This is a genomic window from Rhodococcus sp. no. 34 (genome assembly GCF_054589475.1).
The window spans coordinates 173,411-193,419 of the sequence record NZ_BAAILK010000024.1 but is presented as its reverse complement, the minus strand read 5'-3'; the positions used below and the strand labels follow the sequence as shown (position 1 = coordinate 193,419).

24 protein-coding genes are annotated in these 20,009 nt (G+C 62.2%); 9 read left to right on the top strand and 15 right to left on the bottom strand.

Going from position 1 to position 20,009, the window contains the following annotated elements:
• Window positions 1-17 precede the first annotated feature (17 nt).
• The 4 genes from mftD to mftA all read right to left on the bottom strand — a co-directional run bounded on the left by mftD (window position 18) and on the right by mftA (window position 2,913).
• Window positions 18-1,196: a pre-mycofactocin synthase MftD gene (gene mftD, locus ACYP01_RS08880; RefSeq protein ID WP_003942047.1), complete on the bottom strand. Its 1,179-nt coding sequence runs from the start codon at window positions 1,194-1,196 to the stop codon at window positions 18-20.
• A gap of 55 nt (window positions 1,197-1,251) precedes the next feature.
• The gene (gene mftC / locus ACYP01_RS08875; protein WP_003942089.1) at window positions 1,252-2,469 is read right to left on the bottom strand and encodes a mycofactocin radical SAM maturase; all 1,218 of its coding nucleotides are present in this window, start codon (window positions 2,467-2,469) and stop codon (window positions 1,252-1,254) included.
• Between the two features lie 76 nt (window positions 2,470-2,545).
• Entirely contained in the window at window positions 2,546-2,833 is a 288-nt protein-coding gene (gene mftB / locus ACYP01_RS08870) for a mycofactocin biosynthesis chaperone MftB (RefSeq protein WP_007728309.1), read from the bottom strand.
• Complete coding sequence (gene mftA / locus ACYP01_RS08865; RefSeq protein ID WP_063836238.1) at window positions 2,818-2,913, bottom strand: mycofactocin precursor MftA; 96 nt, start codon at window positions 2,911-2,913, stop codon at window positions 2,818-2,820. Before mftA ends, mftB begins: the two co-directional genes overlap by 16 nt.
• Before the next feature lie 150 nt (window positions 2,914-3,063).
• Here mftA and mftR point away from each other — a divergent pair, with 150 nt between their 5' ends.
• Window positions 3,064-3,663, top strand: coding sequence for a mycofactocin system transcriptional regulator (mftR, locus tag ACYP01_RS08860; RefSeq protein ID WP_003941984.1), 600 nt, complete (start codon window positions 3,064-3,066; stop codon window positions 3,661-3,663).
• Between the two features lie 29 nt (window positions 3,664-3,692).
• The gene (gene mftM, locus ACYP01_RS08855) at window positions 3,693-4,526 is read left to right on the top strand and encodes a mycofactocin oligosaccharide methyltransferase MftM (RefSeq protein WP_042453167.1); all 834 of its coding nucleotides are present in this window, start codon (window positions 3,693-3,695) and stop codon (window positions 4,524-4,526) included.
• A 6-nt stretch (window positions 4,527-4,532) separates the two neighbouring features.
• Here mftM and ACYP01_RS08850 read toward each other — a convergent pair whose 3' ends face one another.
• Window positions 4,533-4,736: a DUF4287 domain-containing protein gene (locus tag ACYP01_RS08850; protein ID WP_007728313.1), complete on the bottom strand. Its 204-nt coding sequence runs from the start codon at window positions 4,734-4,736 to the stop codon at window positions 4,533-4,535.
• Between the two features lie 141 nt (window positions 4,737-4,877).
• Between ACYP01_RS08850 and ACYP01_RS08845 the strand changes: the two genes are divergently transcribed.
• Window positions 4,878-5,090 (top strand): TOBE domain-containing protein, encoded by a 213-nt coding sequence (locus ACYP01_RS08845; protein WP_003942061.1) that lies wholly within the window; start codon window positions 4,878-4,880, stop codon window positions 5,088-5,090.
• Window positions 5,091-5,106: 16 nt separating this feature from the next.
• On the opposite strand, the gene ACYP01_RS08840 is transcribed toward ACYP01_RS08845, so the two are convergent.
• Window positions 5,107-5,532, bottom strand: a complete 426-nt coding sequence (locus ACYP01_RS08840) for a DUF6314 family protein (protein WP_042920992.1) — start codon at window positions 5,530-5,532, stop codon at window positions 5,107-5,109.
• 110 nt (window positions 5,533-5,642) lie between these two features.
• Here ACYP01_RS08840 and ACYP01_RS08835 point away from each other — a divergent pair, with 110 nt between their 5' ends.
• The gene (locus tag ACYP01_RS08835) at window positions 5,643-6,119 is read left to right on the top strand and encodes a MaoC/PaaZ C-terminal domain-containing protein (RefSeq protein WP_054826161.1); all 477 of its coding nucleotides are present in this window, start codon (window positions 5,643-5,645) and stop codon (window positions 6,117-6,119) included.
• Between the two features lie 233 nt (window positions 6,120-6,352).
• A complete protein-coding gene (locus tag ACYP01_RS08830) occupies window positions 6,353-7,141 on the top strand; it encodes a thioesterase family protein (protein ID WP_003941978.1) in 789 nt (262 codons plus the stop codon).
• Window positions 7,142-7,152: 11 nt separating this feature from the next.
• Here the strand turns inward: ACYP01_RS08830 and ACYP01_RS08825 are convergent, their stop codons facing one another.
• Entirely contained in the window at window positions 7,153-8,820 is a 1,668-nt protein-coding gene (locus ACYP01_RS08825; RefSeq protein ID WP_459679457.1) for an ABC transporter permease, read from the bottom strand.
• On the bottom strand, window positions 8,817-9,752 hold the full coding sequence (locus tag ACYP01_RS08820) for an ABC transporter ATP-binding protein (RefSeq protein ID WP_003942009.1): 936 nt from the start codon (window positions 9,750-9,752) through the stop codon (window positions 8,817-8,819). The genes ACYP01_RS08825 and ACYP01_RS08820 overlap by 4 nt, the downstream gene beginning before the upstream one ends.
• 68 nt (window positions 9,753-9,820) lie before the next feature.
• On the opposite strand from ACYP01_RS08820, the gene ACYP01_RS08815 reads away from it, so the two are divergent.
• Complete coding sequence (locus ACYP01_RS08815) at window positions 9,821-10,315, top strand: GbsR/MarR family transcriptional regulator (RefSeq protein ID WP_003941885.1); 495 nt, start codon at window positions 9,821-9,823, stop codon at window positions 10,313-10,315.
• Between the two features lie 83 nt (window positions 10,316-10,398).
• Window positions 10,399-10,938 (top strand): RNA polymerase subunit sigma, encoded by a 540-nt coding sequence (locus ACYP01_RS08810; protein WP_042921062.1) that lies wholly within the window; start codon window positions 10,399-10,401, stop codon window positions 10,936-10,938.
• On the opposite strand, the gene ACYP01_RS08805 is transcribed toward ACYP01_RS08810, so the two are convergent.
• The 3 genes from ACYP01_RS08805 to ACYP01_RS08795 all read right to left on the bottom strand — a co-directional run bounded on the left by ACYP01_RS08805 (window position 10,935) and on the right by ACYP01_RS08795 (window position 14,267).
• On the bottom strand, window positions 10,935-11,618 hold the full coding sequence (locus tag ACYP01_RS08805) for a MadR family response regulator transcription factor (protein ID WP_003942005.1): 684 nt from the start codon (window positions 11,616-11,618) through the stop codon (window positions 10,935-10,937). The genes ACYP01_RS08810 and ACYP01_RS08805 overlap by 4 nt on opposite strands.
• Window positions 11,615-12,988, bottom strand: coding sequence for a MadS family sensor histidine kinase (locus ACYP01_RS08800; RefSeq protein ID WP_459679454.1), 1,374 nt, complete (start codon window positions 12,986-12,988; stop codon window positions 11,615-11,617). The genes ACYP01_RS08805 and ACYP01_RS08800 overlap by 4 nt, the downstream gene beginning before the upstream one ends.
• A 73-nt stretch (window positions 12,989-13,061) precedes the next feature.
• Entirely contained in the window at window positions 13,062-14,267 is a 1,206-nt protein-coding gene (locus tag ACYP01_RS08795; RefSeq protein WP_003942060.1) for an iron-containing alcohol dehydrogenase, read from the bottom strand.
• Window positions 14,268-14,702: 435 nt separating this feature from the next.
• Here ACYP01_RS08795 and ACYP01_RS08790 point away from each other — a divergent pair, with 435 nt between their 5' ends.
• Together ACYP01_RS08790 and ACYP01_RS08785 are read left to right on the top strand one after the other, a co-directional pair.
• A complete protein-coding gene (locus tag ACYP01_RS08790; protein WP_314675594.1) occupies window positions 14,703-15,065 on the top strand; it encodes an RNHCP domain-containing protein in 363 nt (120 codons plus the stop codon).
• Between the two features lie 11 nt (window positions 15,066-15,076).
• Entirely contained in the window at window positions 15,077-15,496 is a 420-nt protein-coding gene (locus ACYP01_RS08785) for an RNHCP domain-containing protein (protein WP_037129880.1), read from the top strand.
• Here ACYP01_RS08785 and ACYP01_RS08780 read toward each other — a convergent pair.
• The 4 genes from ACYP01_RS08780 to mdo all read right to left on the bottom strand — a co-directional run bounded on the left by ACYP01_RS08780 (window position 15,485) and on the right by mdo (window position 19,851).
• Window positions 15,485-15,832 carry a hypothetical protein gene (locus ACYP01_RS08780; RefSeq protein WP_003942036.1) on the bottom strand — a complete coding sequence of 116 codons (348 nt, stop codon included), beginning with the start codon at window positions 15,830-15,832 and terminating at the stop codon, window positions 15,485-15,487. The two genes, ACYP01_RS08785 and ACYP01_RS08780, sit on opposite strands and share 12 nt — an antisense overlap.
• Before the next feature lie 56 nt (window positions 15,833-15,888).
• Window positions 15,889-17,412, bottom strand: a complete 1,524-nt coding sequence (gene madC, locus ACYP01_RS08775; RefSeq protein ID WP_459679451.1) for a MadC family VWA domain-containing protein — start codon at window positions 17,410-17,412, stop codon at window positions 15,889-15,891.
• Complete coding sequence (locus tag ACYP01_RS08770; protein WP_042921005.1) at window positions 17,409-18,491, bottom strand: MadB family AAA-type ATPase; 1,083 nt, start codon at window positions 18,489-18,491, stop codon at window positions 17,409-17,411. The genes madC and ACYP01_RS08770 overlap by 4 nt, the downstream gene beginning before the upstream one ends.
• An 85-nt stretch (window positions 18,492-18,576) precedes the next feature.
• Window positions 18,577-19,851 carry an NDMA-dependent methanol dehydrogenase gene (mdo, locus tag ACYP01_RS08765; protein ID WP_003942095.1) on the bottom strand — a complete coding sequence of 425 codons (1,275 nt, stop codon included), beginning with the start codon at window positions 19,849-19,851 and terminating at the stop codon, window positions 18,577-18,579.
• Window positions 19,852-20,009 lie beyond the last annotated feature (158 nt).

Sequence of the window (20,009 nt, the reverse complement as noted above, 5' to 3'; positions counted from 1 at the left end):
CTATCGGAGCCGTAATCTCAGCTGGCACCCAATGTGCGTGTGAAGCCTTCCGGAATCACCAGGTCCGCCGGGCTCAGTTCGGTGATGGACGAGTGGCCGAGGCCCATCAGCCCCGAGTCGATGCCCATCCGCATGAGGTCGAGCACGTTCTCGACACCGGCCTGGCCGTTGGCCGAGAGGCCCCACAGGTAGGCGCGCCCGAGCATGACGGCCTTGGCTCCGAGTGCGAGCGCCTTGACGACGTCGCCGCCGCGTCGAATGCCGCCGTCGAGAACAACTTCCACCTGATCGCCCACGGCCTCGGCAATGCCCGGGAGCACACGGATCGGCGCCGGGGTGCCGTCGAGGTTGTTACCACCGTGGTTGGAGACCGAGATAGCGGAGACACCGGCGTCGACAGCTCGCTTGGCGTCGTCGATGCGCATGATGCCCTTGAGCATGAACGGTCCACCCCACTGCTCACGAAGCCAGGCGATGTCTTCCCACGTCGGAAGCGGAGTCTGCATCCACTCGCCGTATGCGCCGAAGAACGTCGGTGCAGGCTGGCCGGGAGCCGCGAGGTTGGGGGTGGTCAGGTCCGGGATCTTGCCGGTCTTGGCGAACTCGAGCAACCACTTCGGGCGCATGATTCCCTCGGGTGCGAACTGGAACATCGCCTTGAGGTCCATCTTTTCGGGGATGGACGGGCTGCCCCAGTCGCGACCGTACGAGAAGGACCAGTCGGTGGTGATGATCAGGCCCTTGGCACCGGCAGCGCGAGCGCGCTCCATACGCTGCAGGAGCACGTCGCGGCTGCCGACCCAATACATCTGGAAGAAGACCTGCGGGTTGGCCGCGGCAACTTCTTCGATGGACTTGCTGGCGAAAGAACTCAGTCCGATGGCTGTTCCCCGTGCTGCAGCCGCACGGGCTACCGCTACTTCACCGTCGGGGTGCACTGCCTGCACACCGGTCGGTGAAATCATGACGGGCAACGAAATGTCCTGGCCCATAATGGTGGTGGACATTTCGCGCTTGTCCGACAGCCCGGCAGCGTGGGGAGCGAAACCCAATTCGCTGAATGCCGCGACGTTGTCGTCGACCGTCAGCCCTTTCTCGGATCCCGCTACCAACGCCGCGTACACGGACTTGGGCAACCTCTTCTTCGCACGGCGCTGTGCTTCTGCCACCGTCTCGAAGAAAGCATTCTTAGCCATTGAACTGACCTCTCTGGGGTGCAGCTTTCGCCGCACTGTCGGTATCGCGCAGTAGTTACTGCATTCCCGCAAGCGGGTTTTCGTCACAAATCTTGGCGGGCGGACGCATCATCAGTGTCAGTGGCACCGATGCACGTGGGGTCTTACGTTGACCGGAACGGGAGTGGTCGACACTGGACTTCGGGACCTCGCCCGCCGACGCCAGTGCCATTTCACCGTTGCCGATGACGCACTCGGGGTCAGGTCCGTCCATCGGCAGTCCGGTGAAGAACTTGGCCGCCATGCAGCCGCCGCGGCAGGAGTCGTAGTGGTTGCACTTGCTGCAGGCGCCACCGGTTTGGGGCGAGCGCAGCTCCTCGAACAGGTCCGAGTGCTGCCAGACTTCCTGGAATCCACCGTCTTTCACGATGTTTCCGGCGAGGAACTGCTCGTGAATCGCGAAGGGGCATGCGTACACGTCACCGACCGGGTCGATCAGGCACACGACGCGGCCCGCACCACAGAGATTGAGACCGGGCAGTGCATCGCCGAAGGCGGAGAGGTGGAAGAACGAGTCGCCCGTCAAGACGCCTTCGCCATTGGCGACCAGCCAGTTGTAGAGCTCACGCTGCTGCTCCGGACGCGGGTGCAGGTCGTCCCACACGTCGGCGCCGCGGCCCGAAGGACGCAGTCGAGTGATGCGCAGGGTCGCGTCGTACTTGTCCGCGAGAGCCTTGAACTCGTCGAGCTGACTGACGTTGTGCCGCGTGACGACCACCGAAATCTTGGCGTCCTTGAAGCCGGCCTCCTTCAGGTTCGCGAGAGCGCGCTCGGCCATCGCGAACGAACCAGGCCCGCGCACAGCGTCATTGACCTCAGCGGTGGCACCGTCGATGGAAATCTGCACGTCGACGTAGTCACTGGCTGCGAGGCGCGCCGCGACCTTCTTGTCGATCTTCACGCCGTTGGTGGAGAACTTCACACCAACCTGGTGGTCGGTCGCGTAGTCGACGAGCTCCCAGAAGTCGGAGCGTACCGTCGGCTCGCCGCCACCGATGTTGACGTAGAAAACCTGCATACGCTGCAGCTCGTCGATGATGGACTTGCACTGTTCGGTGCTCAGCTCGTTGGGGTCACGACGACCCGACGACGAAAGGCAGTGCACGCAGGACAGGTTGCAGGCGTAGGTGAGTTCCCACGTCAGGCAGATGGGGGCGTCGAGTCCGAGTTCGAACTGATCGACGAGGCGACCCACCTTGGCGGGCGGGGAGGGCTGTTCAAGAACTGAGGTCATGGCTGTGTCCTCGCGAAGAAATGAAGCGGGCGAACGTGCGGAAGGACTGTTCCGCACGTGGGGGCGAGCGTCTGGCTCAGACAGGCACGATCATGTGCGAGTCGGCGAGAGTGCTCAGCGCGCGGGCATATTGGGGAGCCGCGTCATCTTCGATGCCTTGCGCACGTAGTGCGGACCGGACATCAGGATGGTCTGGCAACGCCTTGACCACCGCAACGATGGTCGTGTTCTTCAGGAACGACAGCTTGCGTGTTCCGAAGTGGTAGAGCAACGCCCCGAAAGGTTCGGGGCGAAGCGCTACCTGCGGGTGGAGTTTCCACCCCGCATCGAGATCCAAAGCAGACACGGTCAGTACACGCCGCACATGCCGTCGATGGAAACTTCCTCCACGAGGGACTCCTCGACGAGGTCGTTCTCGAGCGCCTTGTTGTCACGATCTGACATGGATTCCTCCTGCGGTCGCACTCCGTCTGGAAGTCTGTAGATCAGACTTCCAACCTGGGAGTTGGTGGTCACTAGTGGGACTTCACTGTGACTCGGTTCACCACTGTAATGGCATCGAGTGCAGAATGACACACATGGAGCGAAAAAAGTATGCGTAGCCGCAAGAAACCGTCCGCTCGGATAGGTCGTCGCCCCTCCACAACGAAGGAGGGAATCAGCACGATCGGGATCGAACTGTTCTCGACAGTCGGCTTCAACGAGGTGAGCGTCGACCAGATAGCCGACGCCGCCGGCATCGCGCGTCGGACTTTCTTTCGCTACTTCCCGTCCAAGAACGCCGTTCCCTGGGGAGACTTCGACGGACATCTCGACGAGATGCGCGAGCACCTGGATTCACTGCCCGCTGATATTCCGTTGGTCGACGCACTCGAATCCGCATTGTTGACGTTCAACACCTTCCCACCGGAAGAGACTGCGGTACATCGCAAACGGATGGAATTGATCCTCGAAGTTCCGACGCTTCAGGCATACTCTGTGGTGATGTACGAAGGTTGGCGGCAGGTGGTCGCCGACTACGTCGCACGCCGAATGAATCTCGAGCCGAGCGATCACGGCCCACGCACGGTCGGCTATCTTCTGCTCGGGGTCGCGATGTCGGCGTACGAGCAGTGGCTCACCGACGATTCACTCGAGCTACCGGAACTCTTGAAAACAGGTACGCAGTCCCTGCGGACCGGTATCAGCACCTGAGAAAGCATCACCACCCGAGAAAGGCGATCATGTCCACCATCACGAACGAACCCGTCCTGGATTCCCTGGCGCCGTCGACGCCGGGCTTGTGGTCGTTCGGGCATGTCACCGTCGAACGCGTCGAGTCCGGTCCGATCTCGCTCGATCGCCGAGGCGGTCGCCTCCACGTCAAGCACTCCCTCACTCCCGCCGATCTGAGTGAGCGACTCGTCGCCGGAGTCACCTCGTCGATCCAGGACGCGGAGTTCGGTCAGGACGAATTCGAGTTGACGATGGTCGGCCTGGTTCGCTCCACCGTGGACGGCGCTCTCGAATCCTGGACCACCTACTACCGGAACTCACTTGCCGAACTACTGGACGGCACTGCAGATTTCGCGCCGATTCACGACAAAGCCGAAGAGCTGGTCCGCGGTTCCGTGCTCGATCTGGGTTCCTGCTTCGGTTTCCTGCCCCTGCGGCTCGCGCGCGCCGGAATGGACGTGACCGCCACGGACATCCTGCCCGGAACGATGATCCTGCTCGACGCGGTTGCCCCCGAACTCGGCATCACGATCGACACGGTGATCTGCGACGCGGGTGAAGTACCGGCACCGGACAACAGCGCCGACACCGTCACCGCGATTCATCTCCTCGAACACGTCGACGACGCAGTCGGCGAGGCCGTGATCGCGCAAGCACTCCGGATCGCGCGTCAACGGGTCGTCATTGCCGTCCCCTTCGAAGACGAAGCCACCGCGTGCCACGGCCACATCCGCACTTTCGATCTCGAGTCACTGCGTGCGGTCGGCCGGCAGAGCCGTGTGCCGTTCGAGGTATTCGAGCATCACGGCGGCTGGTTGGTGCTGGACGCTTCGGCCGCCTGAAAAGAACTACCCTTCTTTCAGCGTATGGGCGACAAGCGCATTCGCGTGCCCATGACCCATACCGTGCTCCGACTTCAACCAGTTGACCAATTCCATGTGCTTCGTGAGGTCTGAGCTTCTGATCAGCTCTTGCCATTCACCGATCGGCCGACCGTACTTCTTCTCGATCGACGGAAAATACGACGCCGGGCCTTTCACGGGTTCAGTCATGACCGGAATCTACCTCCACCGCCCGACAATATTCGCGCACCGGCGGCGCCCGCATGTCCGCACCTGCGGAATCGCTGGGTAGACACGCGACCATCGCATTATGGTCGAAGAACACCCACCCGAGAGCACAGGAGTTCAGCGATGCGACTGTCCACACGAAATCAACTCACCGGCACCATCACCGAGGTCAACCTCGGCACCGTCATGGCGACGGTCAAGGTGAAGTTGGACGGCGGGAATCAGATTGTGACCTCGTCGATCACCCGCGATGCCGCACTGGATCTCGATCTTGAACCAGGCCAAGCCGCAACGGTATTCGTGAAGTCCACCGAGGTGACGATCGGCGTCGAGTAACTGGCGAGCGATGTGATCAGGGCCGGGTGAGATGCGTGGTCATCGTGTAGTCCTTGCTCGGCCCCGTCACGGTCCAGACGACAGTCCAGGTCGATCGATCTCCGGCAGTGACGTCGATTCGCCCGCGGTAGGTATCCGCACCGCACAGGTGCTCGACTTCCTCCCCCGGCGCCCAGTCGTGGAACTCTCTGCCGTCTTCGAATGTCACGGCCCACTCGAGGCCGCGCTCGGCAACGAACAGAGTTCGGAACACGGGTAATTCCAGGTCGCCGTCACGCAGCGTGCCGCTCTCGTACCAGCGCATCCGACCGTCACCGGCGTCGGAGATAGTGGTCTCGCCGAATACATGCTTGGTGGAACCGGAAAGGCGGTCGACGATGTCCCGCTCGAAGTGCCACTTTCCTACCAGCGCCCTCGGCTCGATTTTCGCGTCGTCGACCATGTGGCGATTCTAGTGACCCTGCATTGCCCGACGACACCGGAGACCGACTCGAACACACTGCGAGAGTATGTTCCGAGTACACCCGGAACACGCAGGAGATTTTCACAACCATGAACGATTCGGCCGCCCTTCACAAACGCGCAGTGTTCGCCGAGGATCTCGAGATCGGCCAAGTGATCCCATTGGGTTCGTATTCGGTGACCGAAGAGGAAATCGTCGAGTTCGCAACTCAGTGGGATCCCCAGTGGTTTCACGTCGACAAGGAAGCCGCCGAGTCCGGCGTCTTCGGCGGGTTGATCGCCAGCGGGCTGCACACCCTGTCGATCTGCCAGAAGTTGGTGGTCGCCAGTCTCTACGACCAGTGGAACGTGATCGCCGGGAAAACCATGCGCGACGTGAGCTTCCTCCGTCCGCTTCGCCCCGGTGACACCCTGAGCGGAAAGGTCACCGTCGACAACGTCGTGTTCGACAATCGCGCGCGGGGATTGGTCACCATCACAGCGAAATTGGTCGATGCAGACGGCAATCGCGTTCTCGACGTAGTCACTGACGCCTACCTGCACTGTCGCCCGACTCGCGGACAGTGAATTATCGGTAAATTCCGCACCGCATTGTCTGAATTGCCGTACTTTCAGTGACGTTGCGACGCAACAATACCCATCCCTGCAATCAGGAGTTCCTCACACATGAGCAGCCTCGGCGAGATCAATCCTCTCGGCATTCTTCAGATCCTCATCTACATGCTCTTCGGTGGGTCGTCCAGCACTCCCGAATAGACCCTAGCTTGCCATAGCCATAGTCAGCATCTAGGGTGCTGACTATGGCAATTACTAGTCAGGCATCAGTGGCGGCCGCGCCGTCGACCGACGCAGCGCGTCATCACACCGAATTCGACTCCAGTTGGCGGAGTTTCGACGGCATCCAGGGCGGACTCGCAATTGCACGGATGCTGCGAGTGGCGGCCGACGCGTCCGGAGCCGAACCGCTGGCAGTCACGGCGCACCTGGACCGCCCCGTTCCTCCTGGGCCGGCCGGGTTGACTGTCGGCGAGATGCGGGGCGGGCGGACCGTCAGTTGCCACGTCACGCTGACCGGTTCGGGATCCGCTCTCGTTCGGTTGGCCCGCGACATAGGAGCTACAACAATGTCCGCCCCTGTCGCCGAACCGGCTCCGGCCGACCCGTCAACCCTGCCGCCGCTGGAGATCCCGGTGGATTTTGTGCCGTTCGCCCAGCACCTCGACATCCGGCCGATCAATTCCGCGAGGCCGTTCGCCGGTGGCGACTCCCCTGAATTCGACGTTTGGATCCGCCTGCTCACAGACCTCGATTTCACGGCCCAAGAGCGTGCCGCGGTCCTTCTCGACGCGCTTCCGCCCGGACTGTTCGCGACACTGACGATGCCCGTGGCCATACCGACCATCGAGTTCACCGCGCATTTCACCCCGGAGTACCTCACGGCAGATCCCCGAACACTGTCACCGTGGTATCGCCTACGCCACGGGACTGCCTGGGCGACGGACACTCTCTGTGTTGACGAATCCGAACTATTCGACTCGACCGGACGACTTGCTGCTCGAGCTCGCCAGCTTCGTCGAATTCTTAGTTGAGTTCAGCTCTCCTACACCTGGAGGTCGCGACGACGGAACGTAACAAGCGATGCTGTCGAAAGCACCACTGCCACAACGATCATTGTCAGCAGTGGCAGAACTGTCACCGGCTCGGCAGGGGCACCCGGCACGTGGGTGAAGGGCGACAGATCCAGCACTACCTGCGGAAGCTTCAGCAACGTGCCGAGTTGCCCGAGCACGATGCATGCCGCCAAGATTCCCCAGGAGAGCGCCGACGCGTACGTCGGAAACAGTCCGAAAGCCAACGACACCAACCCCATGACTACGAGCACCGCAGGCAGATAGGCCAACGCGGCGCCAGTCATACGAAGTGTGTTGCCGCCGATGTCGTCCGTGACGAGCCCGAAGGCAAAACCGGTGAAGGCACCCATCAAGACGTGCGCGAGGATCACGCCGCCCACAACCACACCCAGGTGGGAAAGCATCCACCTCCACCGCGACAAAGACGTTGCCAGCAACGGTTCGAGCCGTCCCGATGTTTCCTCGCCCCGCATCCGGAGAAGACTCTGGACCGAATACGCCGCGATGACTATCGACGTGAGCCCCAGAGCAGTGGCCAAGTAGGAATCCACCAGATCCGATCCGCCGCCAAGTTTCTCGAACATCTCCGCGGTCTGCTGCGACGATCCCACCATCGCGTCGATCTCGTTGCCCACAGCGCCGTACGCGAACCCGAGTATGACAACGGCAAAGATCCACCAGAACATCGTCATTCGCTGCATGCGCCACGCCAGGCCCCAAGCCGACGGTAGCCACGATGCCGCGACTGGCGGGCCGGGTCGGGGCTGAACGAGTCCCGCTCCCTGATCGCGATGGCCGATGAGAACAAAAGCCACCACCACGTGCACAGCCGCGAATCCGATCAGCAACAACAGGATCCACCAGGCGTCGTCGTCGAAAGGTCTGATCTGTTGTGCCCATCCGATCGGCGAGAGCCACGACAACCAACCGCTCACAACGCGAGTTCCGTCGTCGACGACCGTACTGTTCACGTCGCCGATCGCGCGCAGCATGAAGGCAACGCCGATCGCGGCACCCGCCAGGCCGTTGGCCGTACGAGCACCGTCGGTGATCTGCGCCGTCACGGCTGCCACTCCGGCAAACGCGATTCCGGTCCCACCTATCGAGGCGCCCAACGCGAACGAACCGACGACAGGCAAACCGACGGCGATCGATCCCAGTGCAATTCCCAGTGCCAGAACGACGTTCGCACCGACCGTTACGATCAGTGCGGAGGTCAGGAGCGCTCGTCTACCTACCACCGCTGCACCGATCATCTCGGCTCGGCCGGTCTCCTCGTTCTGTCGCGTATGGCGAACCACCGCGAGGGTGCTCATCAATGCGGCCACCAACGCGAACACGAGCACCGACTGACTGGCGACTATCGCGCCCTGCGAATCACCGGACACGATCCCGTTGGTCGCCAGCGCGACCGGCGATACCGCGGAACTGACTGCGATGTTTCGTAATTCCTCGGGTGTCGAGTACAGCCCGGTCACACTGGCGACAACCAGCAGCATGAACAAGACGATGGAGATAACCCACACGGAGAGCTGAATTCGGTCCCGCCGCAAAGCCAGCCGAACCAGTCGGCGTGTGCCGGTGAATTGACTTGCCGAGGCCGGTACCGGTGAAGCGGCCTCGACAACAACGGTCATGGCCGTACTCCGGTCTCGGCTCGCAGGTGTACCGAAGTCTCCCTGGCCCGTTCGTCACCGTAGTGCCGCAAGAAAAGTTCTTCGAGAGTCGGCGGAGTGGAAGTGAGCGCCACGATTCCGAATCCGACCAAGTACGTCATGAGTGGTCCGAGTTGCGCGCTGTCGACTTCGCAGGTGACGTGGTTACCGTCGATCACCGCGTCGTGGACACCGCCGAGTCCGTCGAGTCCACCGATCGGACGCTGCGTCTCCGCCGCGACGGACGTGCGCGTGAGATGCCTGAGTTCGGACAGTGTTCCCTCTTCCACCGTTCGCCCGTCGCGGATGATGCTCACGCGATCGCACAGCGCTTCGACCTCGGCGAGGATATGGCTCGACAGCAGTACCGTCTTTCCGGCGTGAGCCACCTCCTCGACGCAGTCCTGGAATACCGCCTCCATCAACGGGTCGAGCCCCGATGTGGGTTCGTCGAGGACGTACAGGTCGACGTCGGACGAGAACGCGGCCACGAGTGCAACCTTCTGCCGGTTACCTTTCGAGTACGTGCGCGCCTTCTTGGTCGGGTCCAATTCGAAGCGATCGAGCAACTCGCTGCGGCGTTTTCGGTCCAGGCCACCGCGCAGGCCCGCCAACAGATCGATAGCCTCACCGCCGGTGAGGTTGGGCCACAGATTCACGTCGCCAGGCACATAGGCGAGACGTCGATGCAAAGTAACAGCGTCTCGCCACGGATCGCCGCCGAGAACGGTTGCGTCTCCGGAGTCCGAGCGGAGCAGGCCGAGGAGCACCCGAATAGTGGTGGACTTTCCGGAACCGTTCGGCCCCAGGAATCCGTGCACTTCACCCGTCGAGACGTCGAGGTCGAGGCCGTCCAGCGCGCGGGTGGTACCGAAGGTCTTGACGAGGCTTTTTACTGAAATTGCCGCACCCATGAATTTGACCGTACGCCGATTTCACAAATGTGTGAAGATAGAAAAGACGGAAAGATCGAAGGGTTCCGATGACCGACACCAGCCACACCGTTGCACCGGACGAGAGCCGACACTATGTCGAGCGACTCTCACTCGTACTGAGCGACATGGGTTTTCCGCCGATGCCCGCCCGCATCTGGGCCGCGTTGATGACCAGCGAGACACCCTCGTCCACGCCAGGAGATCTCGGATCTCGGTTGGGAGTGAGCCCCGCCGCCATTTCCGGAGCCGTCAGATACCTCCAGCAAGTCGGATTGATCGAGCGTGTGGCCGTCCCCGGATCGCGGCGTCAGCACTACTGCGTCAGCGTCGACATGTGGGCCGACGCGTTTGTCACGAAACAGTCCTCGCTCTACCAGGTCTCGGCAGTTGCGGACGAGGGCATACGAGTCCTCGGTGAAGGAACAACCGCCGGCGATCGAATGGCAGATCTGCGCGACTTCTTCGACTTCATGGCCGCGGAAATGCCGCGAATGCTCGCGGACTGGCGCTCCCGGCGAAAAGACCGGACACCTGGCAGGTAGCTTCAGGTTTACCCGCAATTTCGGCGGGGTACCTCAATTCTCGTTCCAGCATGGTCAGGTGCGGTGTAATCGAGGAGTTGCTGATGAAGCTGTCGATCAGGGGCGCGAACACTTCACCGACTCCACCCTTCGCGCGTACCGCTTCACCCGAAACCTGTGAACGATCGATTTCCCTGAATCGCACCGCCGCCGAGGCATTCGCCGGTGATCACCATGCACTGTCGAAACTACTGGCCCGGTTGCACCCTCGCGTCGTTCTCTACTATCGCGCCAGACTCCTCGGGACGCCCGTCGCGACGTTCGCCGACGATCTCGCCCACCAATGCACCCTGGACGTCGTCACACGAATGTCCGACACGATCTCGGCCGACACACGCATCGAGACCTTCGCGTACGAGTTGGCCTCTCGACGAATTGCGTCAATTCCCCAGTCACGCAACATCGACGGACAATTCAAACGCCCGCGTCGCCTGACCGACGACCAACGTGAGGTTCTGGTACTACGAATCGCAGTGGGTCTGACTGCCGAGATGACCGCGTCGACTCTGCGCACAACTCGTTCGAGCGTGCTCCTCGTACAGCATCAAGCGCTGCGCGCCTGGACGGTCTCCGAGCGGAGCTAGATCAGACCTTGCTTACTCGCGGCGTAGACGGCCTCTGCTCGACGGCTCACCTCGAGTTTGCGCATGATGTTGCTGACGTGAAACTTGACGGTGGTCGGTGAGATGAACAATCTCTCACCGATCTTGATGTTGGACAAGCCGTTTGCGAGGAGTCTGAGCACTTCGAGTTCGCGATCGGTCAATCGTTCTTTCGACGACGACTGCCCGTTGAGCGATCGCACGACAGCTGACGCGCTGCGCGAATCGAACGCACTCTCACCCCGCGAGACCGCCCTGATCGCACGCACCAATTCGGTGGTGTCGACGTCTTTGACGACATAGCCGCGAGCACCCGCGTGCACCGCTCGCACCACCAGTTGATCGTCGAGAAACGTGGTGAGAACCAACAGTCCGAGGCCGGGATGCGCCGAGGACAGCTGGCCACACAGGGTCAGTCCCTCGTAGTCGGAACTGGCGGAGAGTTTGAGATCCATCAGGACGATGTCCGGGCCGACCTTGTCGACCACGGCGAGTGCCTCGGCGAGGGACGACGCCTCCCCCACGATCTCGAGATCGCTTTCGCGCTCGAGAACCGAGCGGAGCCCTTGCCGCAGAATTGCATGGTCGTCGACCAGGACGATTCGAACCAATCCCTGAACCGGCGATGCTCCGCGGGTGATGACGGGACGCGCAGTGGTCATGATTCCTCGCTCTCGATTTCAGTTGTGGAGCAAAGGTTTTCTATGCCCGAGTCGAACGGCAGTGGTAGTCGCACGAGAATCTGAATCCCACCGATCCGCGCGCGCCGTACTTCGAGCGCACCACCCAACTCGAGTGTTCGCGCCTGCATGTTCGCGAGACCGCGATGGCGGCCGTCGACGTCGTTGGTGGCTGCGAGTTTGAGGATCAGACGCATTCGCGCAGGGTCGCCGTCACCGTCGTCGGAGACCGACAGCAACACGGAGTCCGCCCGATAGGTCAGACGTAGCACCGCCCGATTCGCGTGAGCATGGACCGCTGCATTGAAAAGCGCTTCCCCAGCGATCCGGAGAAGAGCGTGTTCGGCATCGCCCGGAAGTTCGGTCGGGGTACCGCCGACGCGAACGCTGACCGCCAACTCGTCCGGCATGTGAACCACGCCGAGCTGCTCGAGCATCTCGGGCAACGACGTCCGGTCCGCGTCCGAGGAATGATTGAGCGCGTAGATCGCCGAACGAAGCTGCTCGACCGCCCTCCTGGTCAAATCCTTTGCCAAGTCCAGTCTTTCACTGCGTTCAGCCTCCGGGATGTCGCTCCGGCAGACCTCGATCTGCATGCCCGCCGACAACACCGCCTGTGTCACACTGTCGTGCAGTTCGCGGGCGATCCGGTGACGTTCGTCGTCGACCACTTGGTGCCGGTGCGCCACTCCGAGTTGACGCTGAGTGGACTCCAATTCGCTGTTGCGCACCGCAAGGTCGGCTGCAGTACGATTGGCCTCCGCATACGCATCTTCGGCACGCTCGAGCAGTAGTTGTCCGCGCTGATAGAGCGCCGAATTCTGCAGAGCCACAGCAGTCTGGCTGGCCAGAATGCTGAGCACGGCTCCGTCCGTCGTGTCGAGGGTTCGGTTGGCCGGCGTCCAGGCTGCAAAGGCACCTACCACGCCGCCACCGAGCACGATCGGCACAAACGCGTAGTGCGCGTCGATCACCGAGTTGGATTCGATTCTTCCGTACCGGATGTCGTCGAGGCATTCGACGACATCCTCCGGAAGTGGCGGTCCCTCGACGTTGTCGACCAGAAAAGGGGTGGCGTCCGGGCCGAGAACCAGTCGCCGCGGTCCGGCGTCGGGCAATGTTCCGTCAGCCAAGGCGAAGACAATCCAGTTGGCACTCAGATGCGCACGGGCAGCTTCCGCGACCGCGCAGACGAGGGTTTCCGGCCCCTCGACGGTGCGCACCAAAGCCCGCGAGATCAACTCCAAGGCATGCACGACGCGTTCGAGGCGCTCGGCCGCACCGCGATACTGCGGGTAGAACGAACTCTTACCCGATCGTAATCCGGTGAGCCGGGACAGGTCCGCGGTCATCGCCTGCACCAATTCACAGCGTCCCTCTTCACAGCGTCCCTCTTCACAGCGTCCATCTTCACAGCGTCCATCTTCACAAGGCACCTCGGAACAACGCCACCATCTGTTCCTGCGTCGCTTCCCTGGGATTGGTGGACATGCAGGCGTCGAGCAACGCGAAGCTGGCGAGCCTACTCAGGTCTTCCTCGCGAACACCCAACTCCCCCAGCCCCTTCGGCACACCGACCTCCCGGGCGAGACGCTCGACCCGGTCGGCCACCGCCAGCGCTGCTTCCTCCGGGGTGCCGCGTTGCTCGGGAAGACTCAGTGCCGCAGCGATGGCGACAAAGGGGGCGGCGTCCGTGGTGGAATTGAACCGGATGACGTGGGGCAAGAGAATTCCGTTGATGACGCCGTGCGGAAGGTCGAGCATGCCGCCCACCTGATGGCTCATGGCGTGCGCGGCTCCGAGTATCGCGTTGGTGAACGCCAACCCGGCCTCGAGGCTCGCCTGCGCCATCACCGATCGAGCTTCCATCTCCATCGGGTCCTGGATCGTGTGCACCAGATTCTCGGTCACGAGGCCGACCGCGCGGAGCGCGTGATGATCGGTCAACGGATTGTGCGCCAGTGAGACGAAGGCTTCGATTCCGTGCGTCAATGCGTCCAATCCTGTTGCCGCATTGAGCCACTCGGGCATCGTCGTGAGCAACCGCGGATCGATGACCGTCACATCTGGCACCAGCGCCCGGCCGATGATGGTGATCTTGGTGCCGCGGGTCGTGTCCGTGACGATGCAGAACTGCGACACGTCCGCGCCCGTGCCGGACGTGGTGGGAACCATCACCAACGGCGGGATCGGTTTGGTCGCCTGATCTACCCCCTCGTAGTCGAGTATGTTGCCACCGTTGGCAGCGAGGACGGCTACACCCTTAGCCGCGTCGATGACGGAACCGCCGCCGAGCGCGATGATGACGTCACACTCACCTTCCTGGTACACCTCGAAACCGGCCGCGATCTCGAAGTCCTTGGGATTGGGCGTCAGCCCTGACCACACCGTCGCCGTCAATCCCTGCTCCGTGAGATGGTCTTCGAGTTCGCTGACCCATCCCGCGTCGATCAGACCGGGATCGGTGACCAGGAATGGTCGGAACCCGCCGAACCTCAGAGTCGCGTGTGCTGCCTCGACCAGGGAACCGATACCGAAGACGATCTCGGGGGCGTGAAATTTGACCAGTCGAGCAGCAGTGCCGCGGCGATGAACACCGTGGTTCACAGCATCCGGGTATGCCACGGACACGACCCCACTCTCCTCTCGCTGCTCTGAGATCTCCGGTCGGGATTTCGCATCCGTCGCTCTCAGCGCATCAACTCCCACGTGCACAAACTGGTGTGATCCACCTTACAATCGCTGGCCCCGAGCCTACGCGGACAGCAGTCGGGGCACACCCACCGAAGGAGAGGCGCTTACCTACCCGTTCGGGCAGGTAAGGCGTCTCGGGAAAATGAATGGCGCGGCGAGAAGGTCCCGCTGTACTTTCGGTTGCGGCCAGAGTGGCCCGTAGAACCGATTCAGAAGGTGTTTATGACCCAGCCCGCGCCGAGCGCGCCTCCCGCCCCTGCACTGCCGGCAACCTCGAGGGTCACATGCTGATCCTCCAAACGTCGGACTGACAGCCGCGAGGCCCCCTCGGCCTGCTCCTACTGCTTTGTTCACTCAGCTAGGAGTTCTCCAGTGCCTCAATCACACAATTCCATCTCGAAAACCGACACCTTCTCGTGCATTCAGTGCGGACTCACAGTCATGACCTACGGCCCCGATGGTGATCGCCGAAACCACTGCCCCAGTTGCCTGCATTCCCGACACCTGTTCGACCAGGTGGAAGGTGGACCGTCGGACTGCGGAATGCGGATGGCTCCCATTTCGATCGCAGTACTGCGCAGTGGCGATTGGATGATCATCCACCGCTGCGCACAGTGCCTCGAGCTCACCTCCAACCCCGTCAGCCGAGACGACAACCAGTTGTTGTTGATGAGAATGGCAGTGCGGCCGCTCGCGCAACCGCCCTTCCCGCTCGAAGCCTTCGGCGAATTGTGAGGGGGAATCAGATGCCACGTAGGAATCCCAGCACCCGCCCGCGGCGGGCACCGCAACGGGCCAAGCACGTACTGCACGGAATCGGCGGAGAACAAGGATCGAGCTTCCGTTGTCTCACATGCCGTTTGGACATCTCCACTGCGGCGCCGGGTACCGCTCATCGGAACCACTGCCCGAACTGTCTGGCCAGCCGCCACGTGGACGGTCGCGTTCCGGGCGACCGAGCACAACAGTGCCGAGGTGCCATGGCGGCGCTCTGCCTGTCGGTCCGGCAAGACGGTGAATGGATGCTCGTTCACCAGTGTGTCGAGTGCAATACGTTGAAAGTCAACAGGATTGCCGGCGACGACAACGTCTTGGTCTTGCTGCGCTTGGCGCTACGTCCGTTGGCAGACCCTCGCCTGCGCTCGCGCGCGTTGCTAGCGCTCTGATGATTCGTCCGGTGCAATCGTGCGGTTCTGCGCACGATTACACCGGACGAACACCACGAACACGATCCCGGCGAGCAAGCCGACCGCCGTCGGTCCGAGGACCAGTCCCGAGTACAGCCACGGGGCAGGTTCTGCCGGAAAGATGTCCATGAATATGGGTCCGGTGTATGTCGGTTCGGAAAACGGCTCCCGATAGGATCCTCCGGTGAGAATGTGCGGTGACGCCAACGACTTCCACCACCACTGAAACACGCCGAGCGCCACAACCCCACACACGGCGCCGAGCACTGTCAGCGCCGCGATCGGTCGCCAGATCGATCCCCTGATTTCGGACATGAGATCAAACTAGTTCACGACAGATCGCGCAGTGACATCGGTGAAGTGCACTGACATCAGCGAAGTGCGTGCCCCAGCTCGGCGGCCTTTGCCATCAGTTGCGCGGCATCTCGGGCAACAACAACCTCGTCGCAGATCTCCGAATACTCCGGCATCGCGCACGATGCCTGGTTCCAGTAACGCTGCGGTTCAGGCGTGATCCATGCCAGACGGTGGACCTTTCGGCGGAGTTCCTCGAGCTTGTCCGCCTGCGGGGGCAACCCGTTGCACCGACCGTCGCCCACGATGATGACAGACGTCCGTGAGTTCAAGGTGTTTCCGTGCTCGTCCAACAATTCTGTGAGCACCCGCCCGTAATCGCTGCTGGCTTCCAGATCCAGACCCGGGTGCGCGAGTACCGCGGCCAGTGCGCCGTCACCACTACTGGCGAGAAGGGTGTCGGTCACGTCGACCGGACGATCGACGAAGGCGAGGACTTCACAACGATCTGCCCGGCGATGCAGTGCCTGAGCCAAGCGCAGAGTGAACGCGGTGATGGGGCGCACGGACAGCGACACGTCGGCGATGAGAAGTAGTCGAACACGATCGGGGCGAGGAGCTTTCACGACGAGATGGAAGGGTATCCCGTCGGTGCGCAGGCTCGAACGCACCGTGCGCCGCATGTCGAGATGCCCACGAGAGCGCTCACGGGGCCGAGGTCTGGACGGTCCTCTCATTCGCCGAAGCACTTCGTGGCACGCGAGTTCGATGTCGTTGTGCGTTGCGCCCGCGGCAGATTCACTGTCGGGCGCATCGGGAGCGGTTTCGGCGAGTGCAGCGGCCGAGAGTGCTTGCACGAACGCTTCGACCGCCTCGACGAGCCGGTTCAATTGTGCTTGCGTCAACGGCCCGTCGTCGGAGACATCTGCATACGCTTTGCTCGGGTCGTAGGCATCCAACCAGGCGAGGATCGACGTCGGATCGTCCCAGGACAGCGAGCCGACCACTGCTGCAGCAACACTGGTGCTCAGGTCACCGACCACCGCCGATGCTGCACGGTCCACGTCGACCGTGTAACTGACTCCGCGTCGACCGGTCTCCGAACCGGTATCGACCGACAGTTCGGCATCGCTCGACGTCATCGACACATCGTCGTCGTCCTTGTGCGGGTTGAAGCCCTTCTCCGCTTCCGGAGTGTCGAAGTAGTCGCCGACCTCGGCCGCACGCTCGTTGTACTCGGCGTACCGACCAACTTCTTGATCCTCGTCGATCCCCAGCGCGGTGGGCAGACCGTCCGCCACCTCGGCGCGCGAACCCATCCGCTCGCCGTGCGCTTTGCCTGCGGCCGGCCGGAACAGCGCGTCGAACGCCCGATCGAAACCGGCCTGCTCGTGAGAGTACTTGGCGCACACTGCCCGAAGACATGCTCGCAACGTCTCACGATCCGAAGCGCCGACCATCGCGAGAACACGCCGAACCTCGATGACCTCGGCCGGTGACGCGGAAACTCCGGCCGCCCTCAGCAATCGGCCGAAACTCGCGGACACCACGTCGAGAACAAACGACGGTTGCCACACGGCAAGGCCACCGAGCGTCGTCATCGCGTCGAACGGATTCCGCTGCCGCCGCGGATTCCCTGTTGATGAGGGTCACGTCCACCCGTGCCCCGGAACACGGCCGTCGTCGTGTTGGCGGGTTTGCTTGCCACCGTGGCCCGCTCGATCGGCTCGCCACCGTCACGCGACGGTGATTCGAGACGCTTTCCGTCGAATCGTTCCTTGGCCAGCGTCACATCGGACGAGTACTTGAGCAACGCCGTGAGCAGGATGTCGCGCACCTTGGCGTCGGAAGCGGTGTCGAATCCGCCGGCCGCGAGCACTGTTGCCGCTCTGGCCGCGTCGATGACCTCCGAGATGGACGGACTCTTGCGCAGCGGGAGGTCACGCAGGATGCGAGCCAATTCGACAACCTCGGTGGCCGTAGCCGAATCCACCTCCGGCGCTCGGGCCGTGACGATCTCGCGTTCACGCTCCGACGTCGGATAGCCGAGATGGTAATGCAGACAACGACGCTTGAGCGCGGGTGAGAGCTCGCGGGTGTCGTTGGACGTCAGGATGACCCAGGGCTGCGAGCGGGCAACGAACGTACCGACCTCGGGAATGGTGATCTGCTGTTCGGCGAGAATCTCGAGGAGCAGTGCTTCCATCGATTCCTCGGTGCGATCTACCTCGTCGACCAGAAGCACTACCGGATCGGGTGAGAGGATTGCTTCGAGCAGCGGTCGTACGGACAGGAAGTTCTCGGAGTACAAACCGAAATCCTGATCGGCCAGAAACTTGGACGCTTCGGCGACGCTGTCGAATTCGGAAACCTGATCGCTGATCCGGTCGCGGAGCATCTGCACGTGCAGGAGTTGCTTCGCGTAGTCCCATTCGTACAGGGCGCGATTGTCGTCCAGCCCTTCGTAGCACTGCAATCGCACCAGTTTGCGGCCCCCGATCGCAGCCAGAGACTTCGCCAGTTCCGTCTTGCCGACACCGGCCGGACCTTCGAGCAGGAGCGGGCGCCCCAGCGCCGTCGCCAGATGAACGACTACCGCGAACTCGTCATCGGCAATGTAGTCCTGCTCTCGCAGAGCATCTTTCACTTCGATTCCGCTGGAGAAACTGCGACCGGACATGGAATACCTTTCATGGGGGGCAAGCCCCTGTGCGCCTTTTTGGTAGTGCGGGCTACCAAAAAGGCGCACGGGGCCGAAGGCCCTGCTAGAAGTACGACTTGTTGATAGCGTGATCGACAACCGGGATCATCGACTCCACGGTGACCTCACGGGGATTGCCCGGGGTGCACCAGTCGTCCTGAATGTGCTCGGAGATGGCGCGCACAGTCTTCTCGTCACCCTTGATGACATCACCACGGCCCTCGTACTTCTTGGTGTTCATCTGGTTCTTCGCGTACGAGTCGGTGCGAACCTGACCGAAGTTGTCGGGGATACCGACGTCCTTGGCCAGACGGATGGCAGCCTCGACGGCAGCATCTGCGGCCTGAACCGTGGTGAGGTTGCGAGTGTCGACACCGAGTGCGCCGGCCAACTGGGCGTAGCGCTCGTAGCGCGAAGGCAGGTTGTACTCCCACACACGCGGCAACGCGATTGCGTTGTTCAGACCGTGGTGGCTGTCGAAGAAGGCACTGACCGCGTGCGAGATCGAGTGAACGATGCCGAGGCCACCGGAGTTGAAGGCCTGCCCGGCAATGTACTGCGCGTTCATCATTCCCTCGCGGGCCTTGAGGTTGCGCGGCTCGAAGACGGCCTCGCGCAGGTTCTTCGCGACCAACTCGACCGAGTAGATCGCGTTACCGAGCGAAGGCGCGAAATCGAGACGAGACACGAAAGGCTCACTGCCGTGCGCGAGTACGTCGAAGCCGCAGTACGCGGTGAAATGCTGAGGGCAGGTGTAGTAGAGCAGCGGATCGTCGATCGCCAGGGTGACGATGGTCGCCTCGTCGAAGCCCACCCACTTGTGTGGGTTGTTCATGTCCGACGTGTCGGTGATGACGTACGCCCACGACGTCTCGGAACCCGTTCCGGCCGTGGTGGATACGGCGATATGGGGCGGGTTCTCCTTGTTGGTGGACTTGGCGAAGCCCTCGAACTCGTTGATGTTGCGACCGTCGTGTGCGATCACGACGCGAGCGCCCTTGGCGGCGTCGTGGCTCGAACCACCGCCGATCGAGATGATCGAGTCGCACTTCTCCTTCTGGTAGAGAGCCGCGGCCTCCATGACGTTGTAGTCCTTGGGATTCGACTCGACCTTGTCGTAGAGCACGACCTCGACACCCTGGTACTCGATCTTGCCGACGAGTTCCTCGATGATGCCCGAACCGCGCAGACCGGTCGTCATCAGAAGGGTGCGCTTGAAGCCGAGGTTCTTGGCCTCCACCCCGATGATGTCGTGAGCGCCCACACCCATCAGGGCGCGAGGGAAGGGGTGGAACTCCTTGATGGGAAAGTCCCAGATCTGGTTGAGCTCGATAGCCATCGGTATCTCCTCAGGGATGTGCACGAATGTGACTGCGGGAGGGATTCGAGCCGAATCTTTGTGACCGGCGTCTCACCTGGTTCCCACTGTGTACCGACAAACAGCCCGTGCACAGACTTCGGCAGCTCAACCGCCCGGACGCCGCTCACGAACCGCCC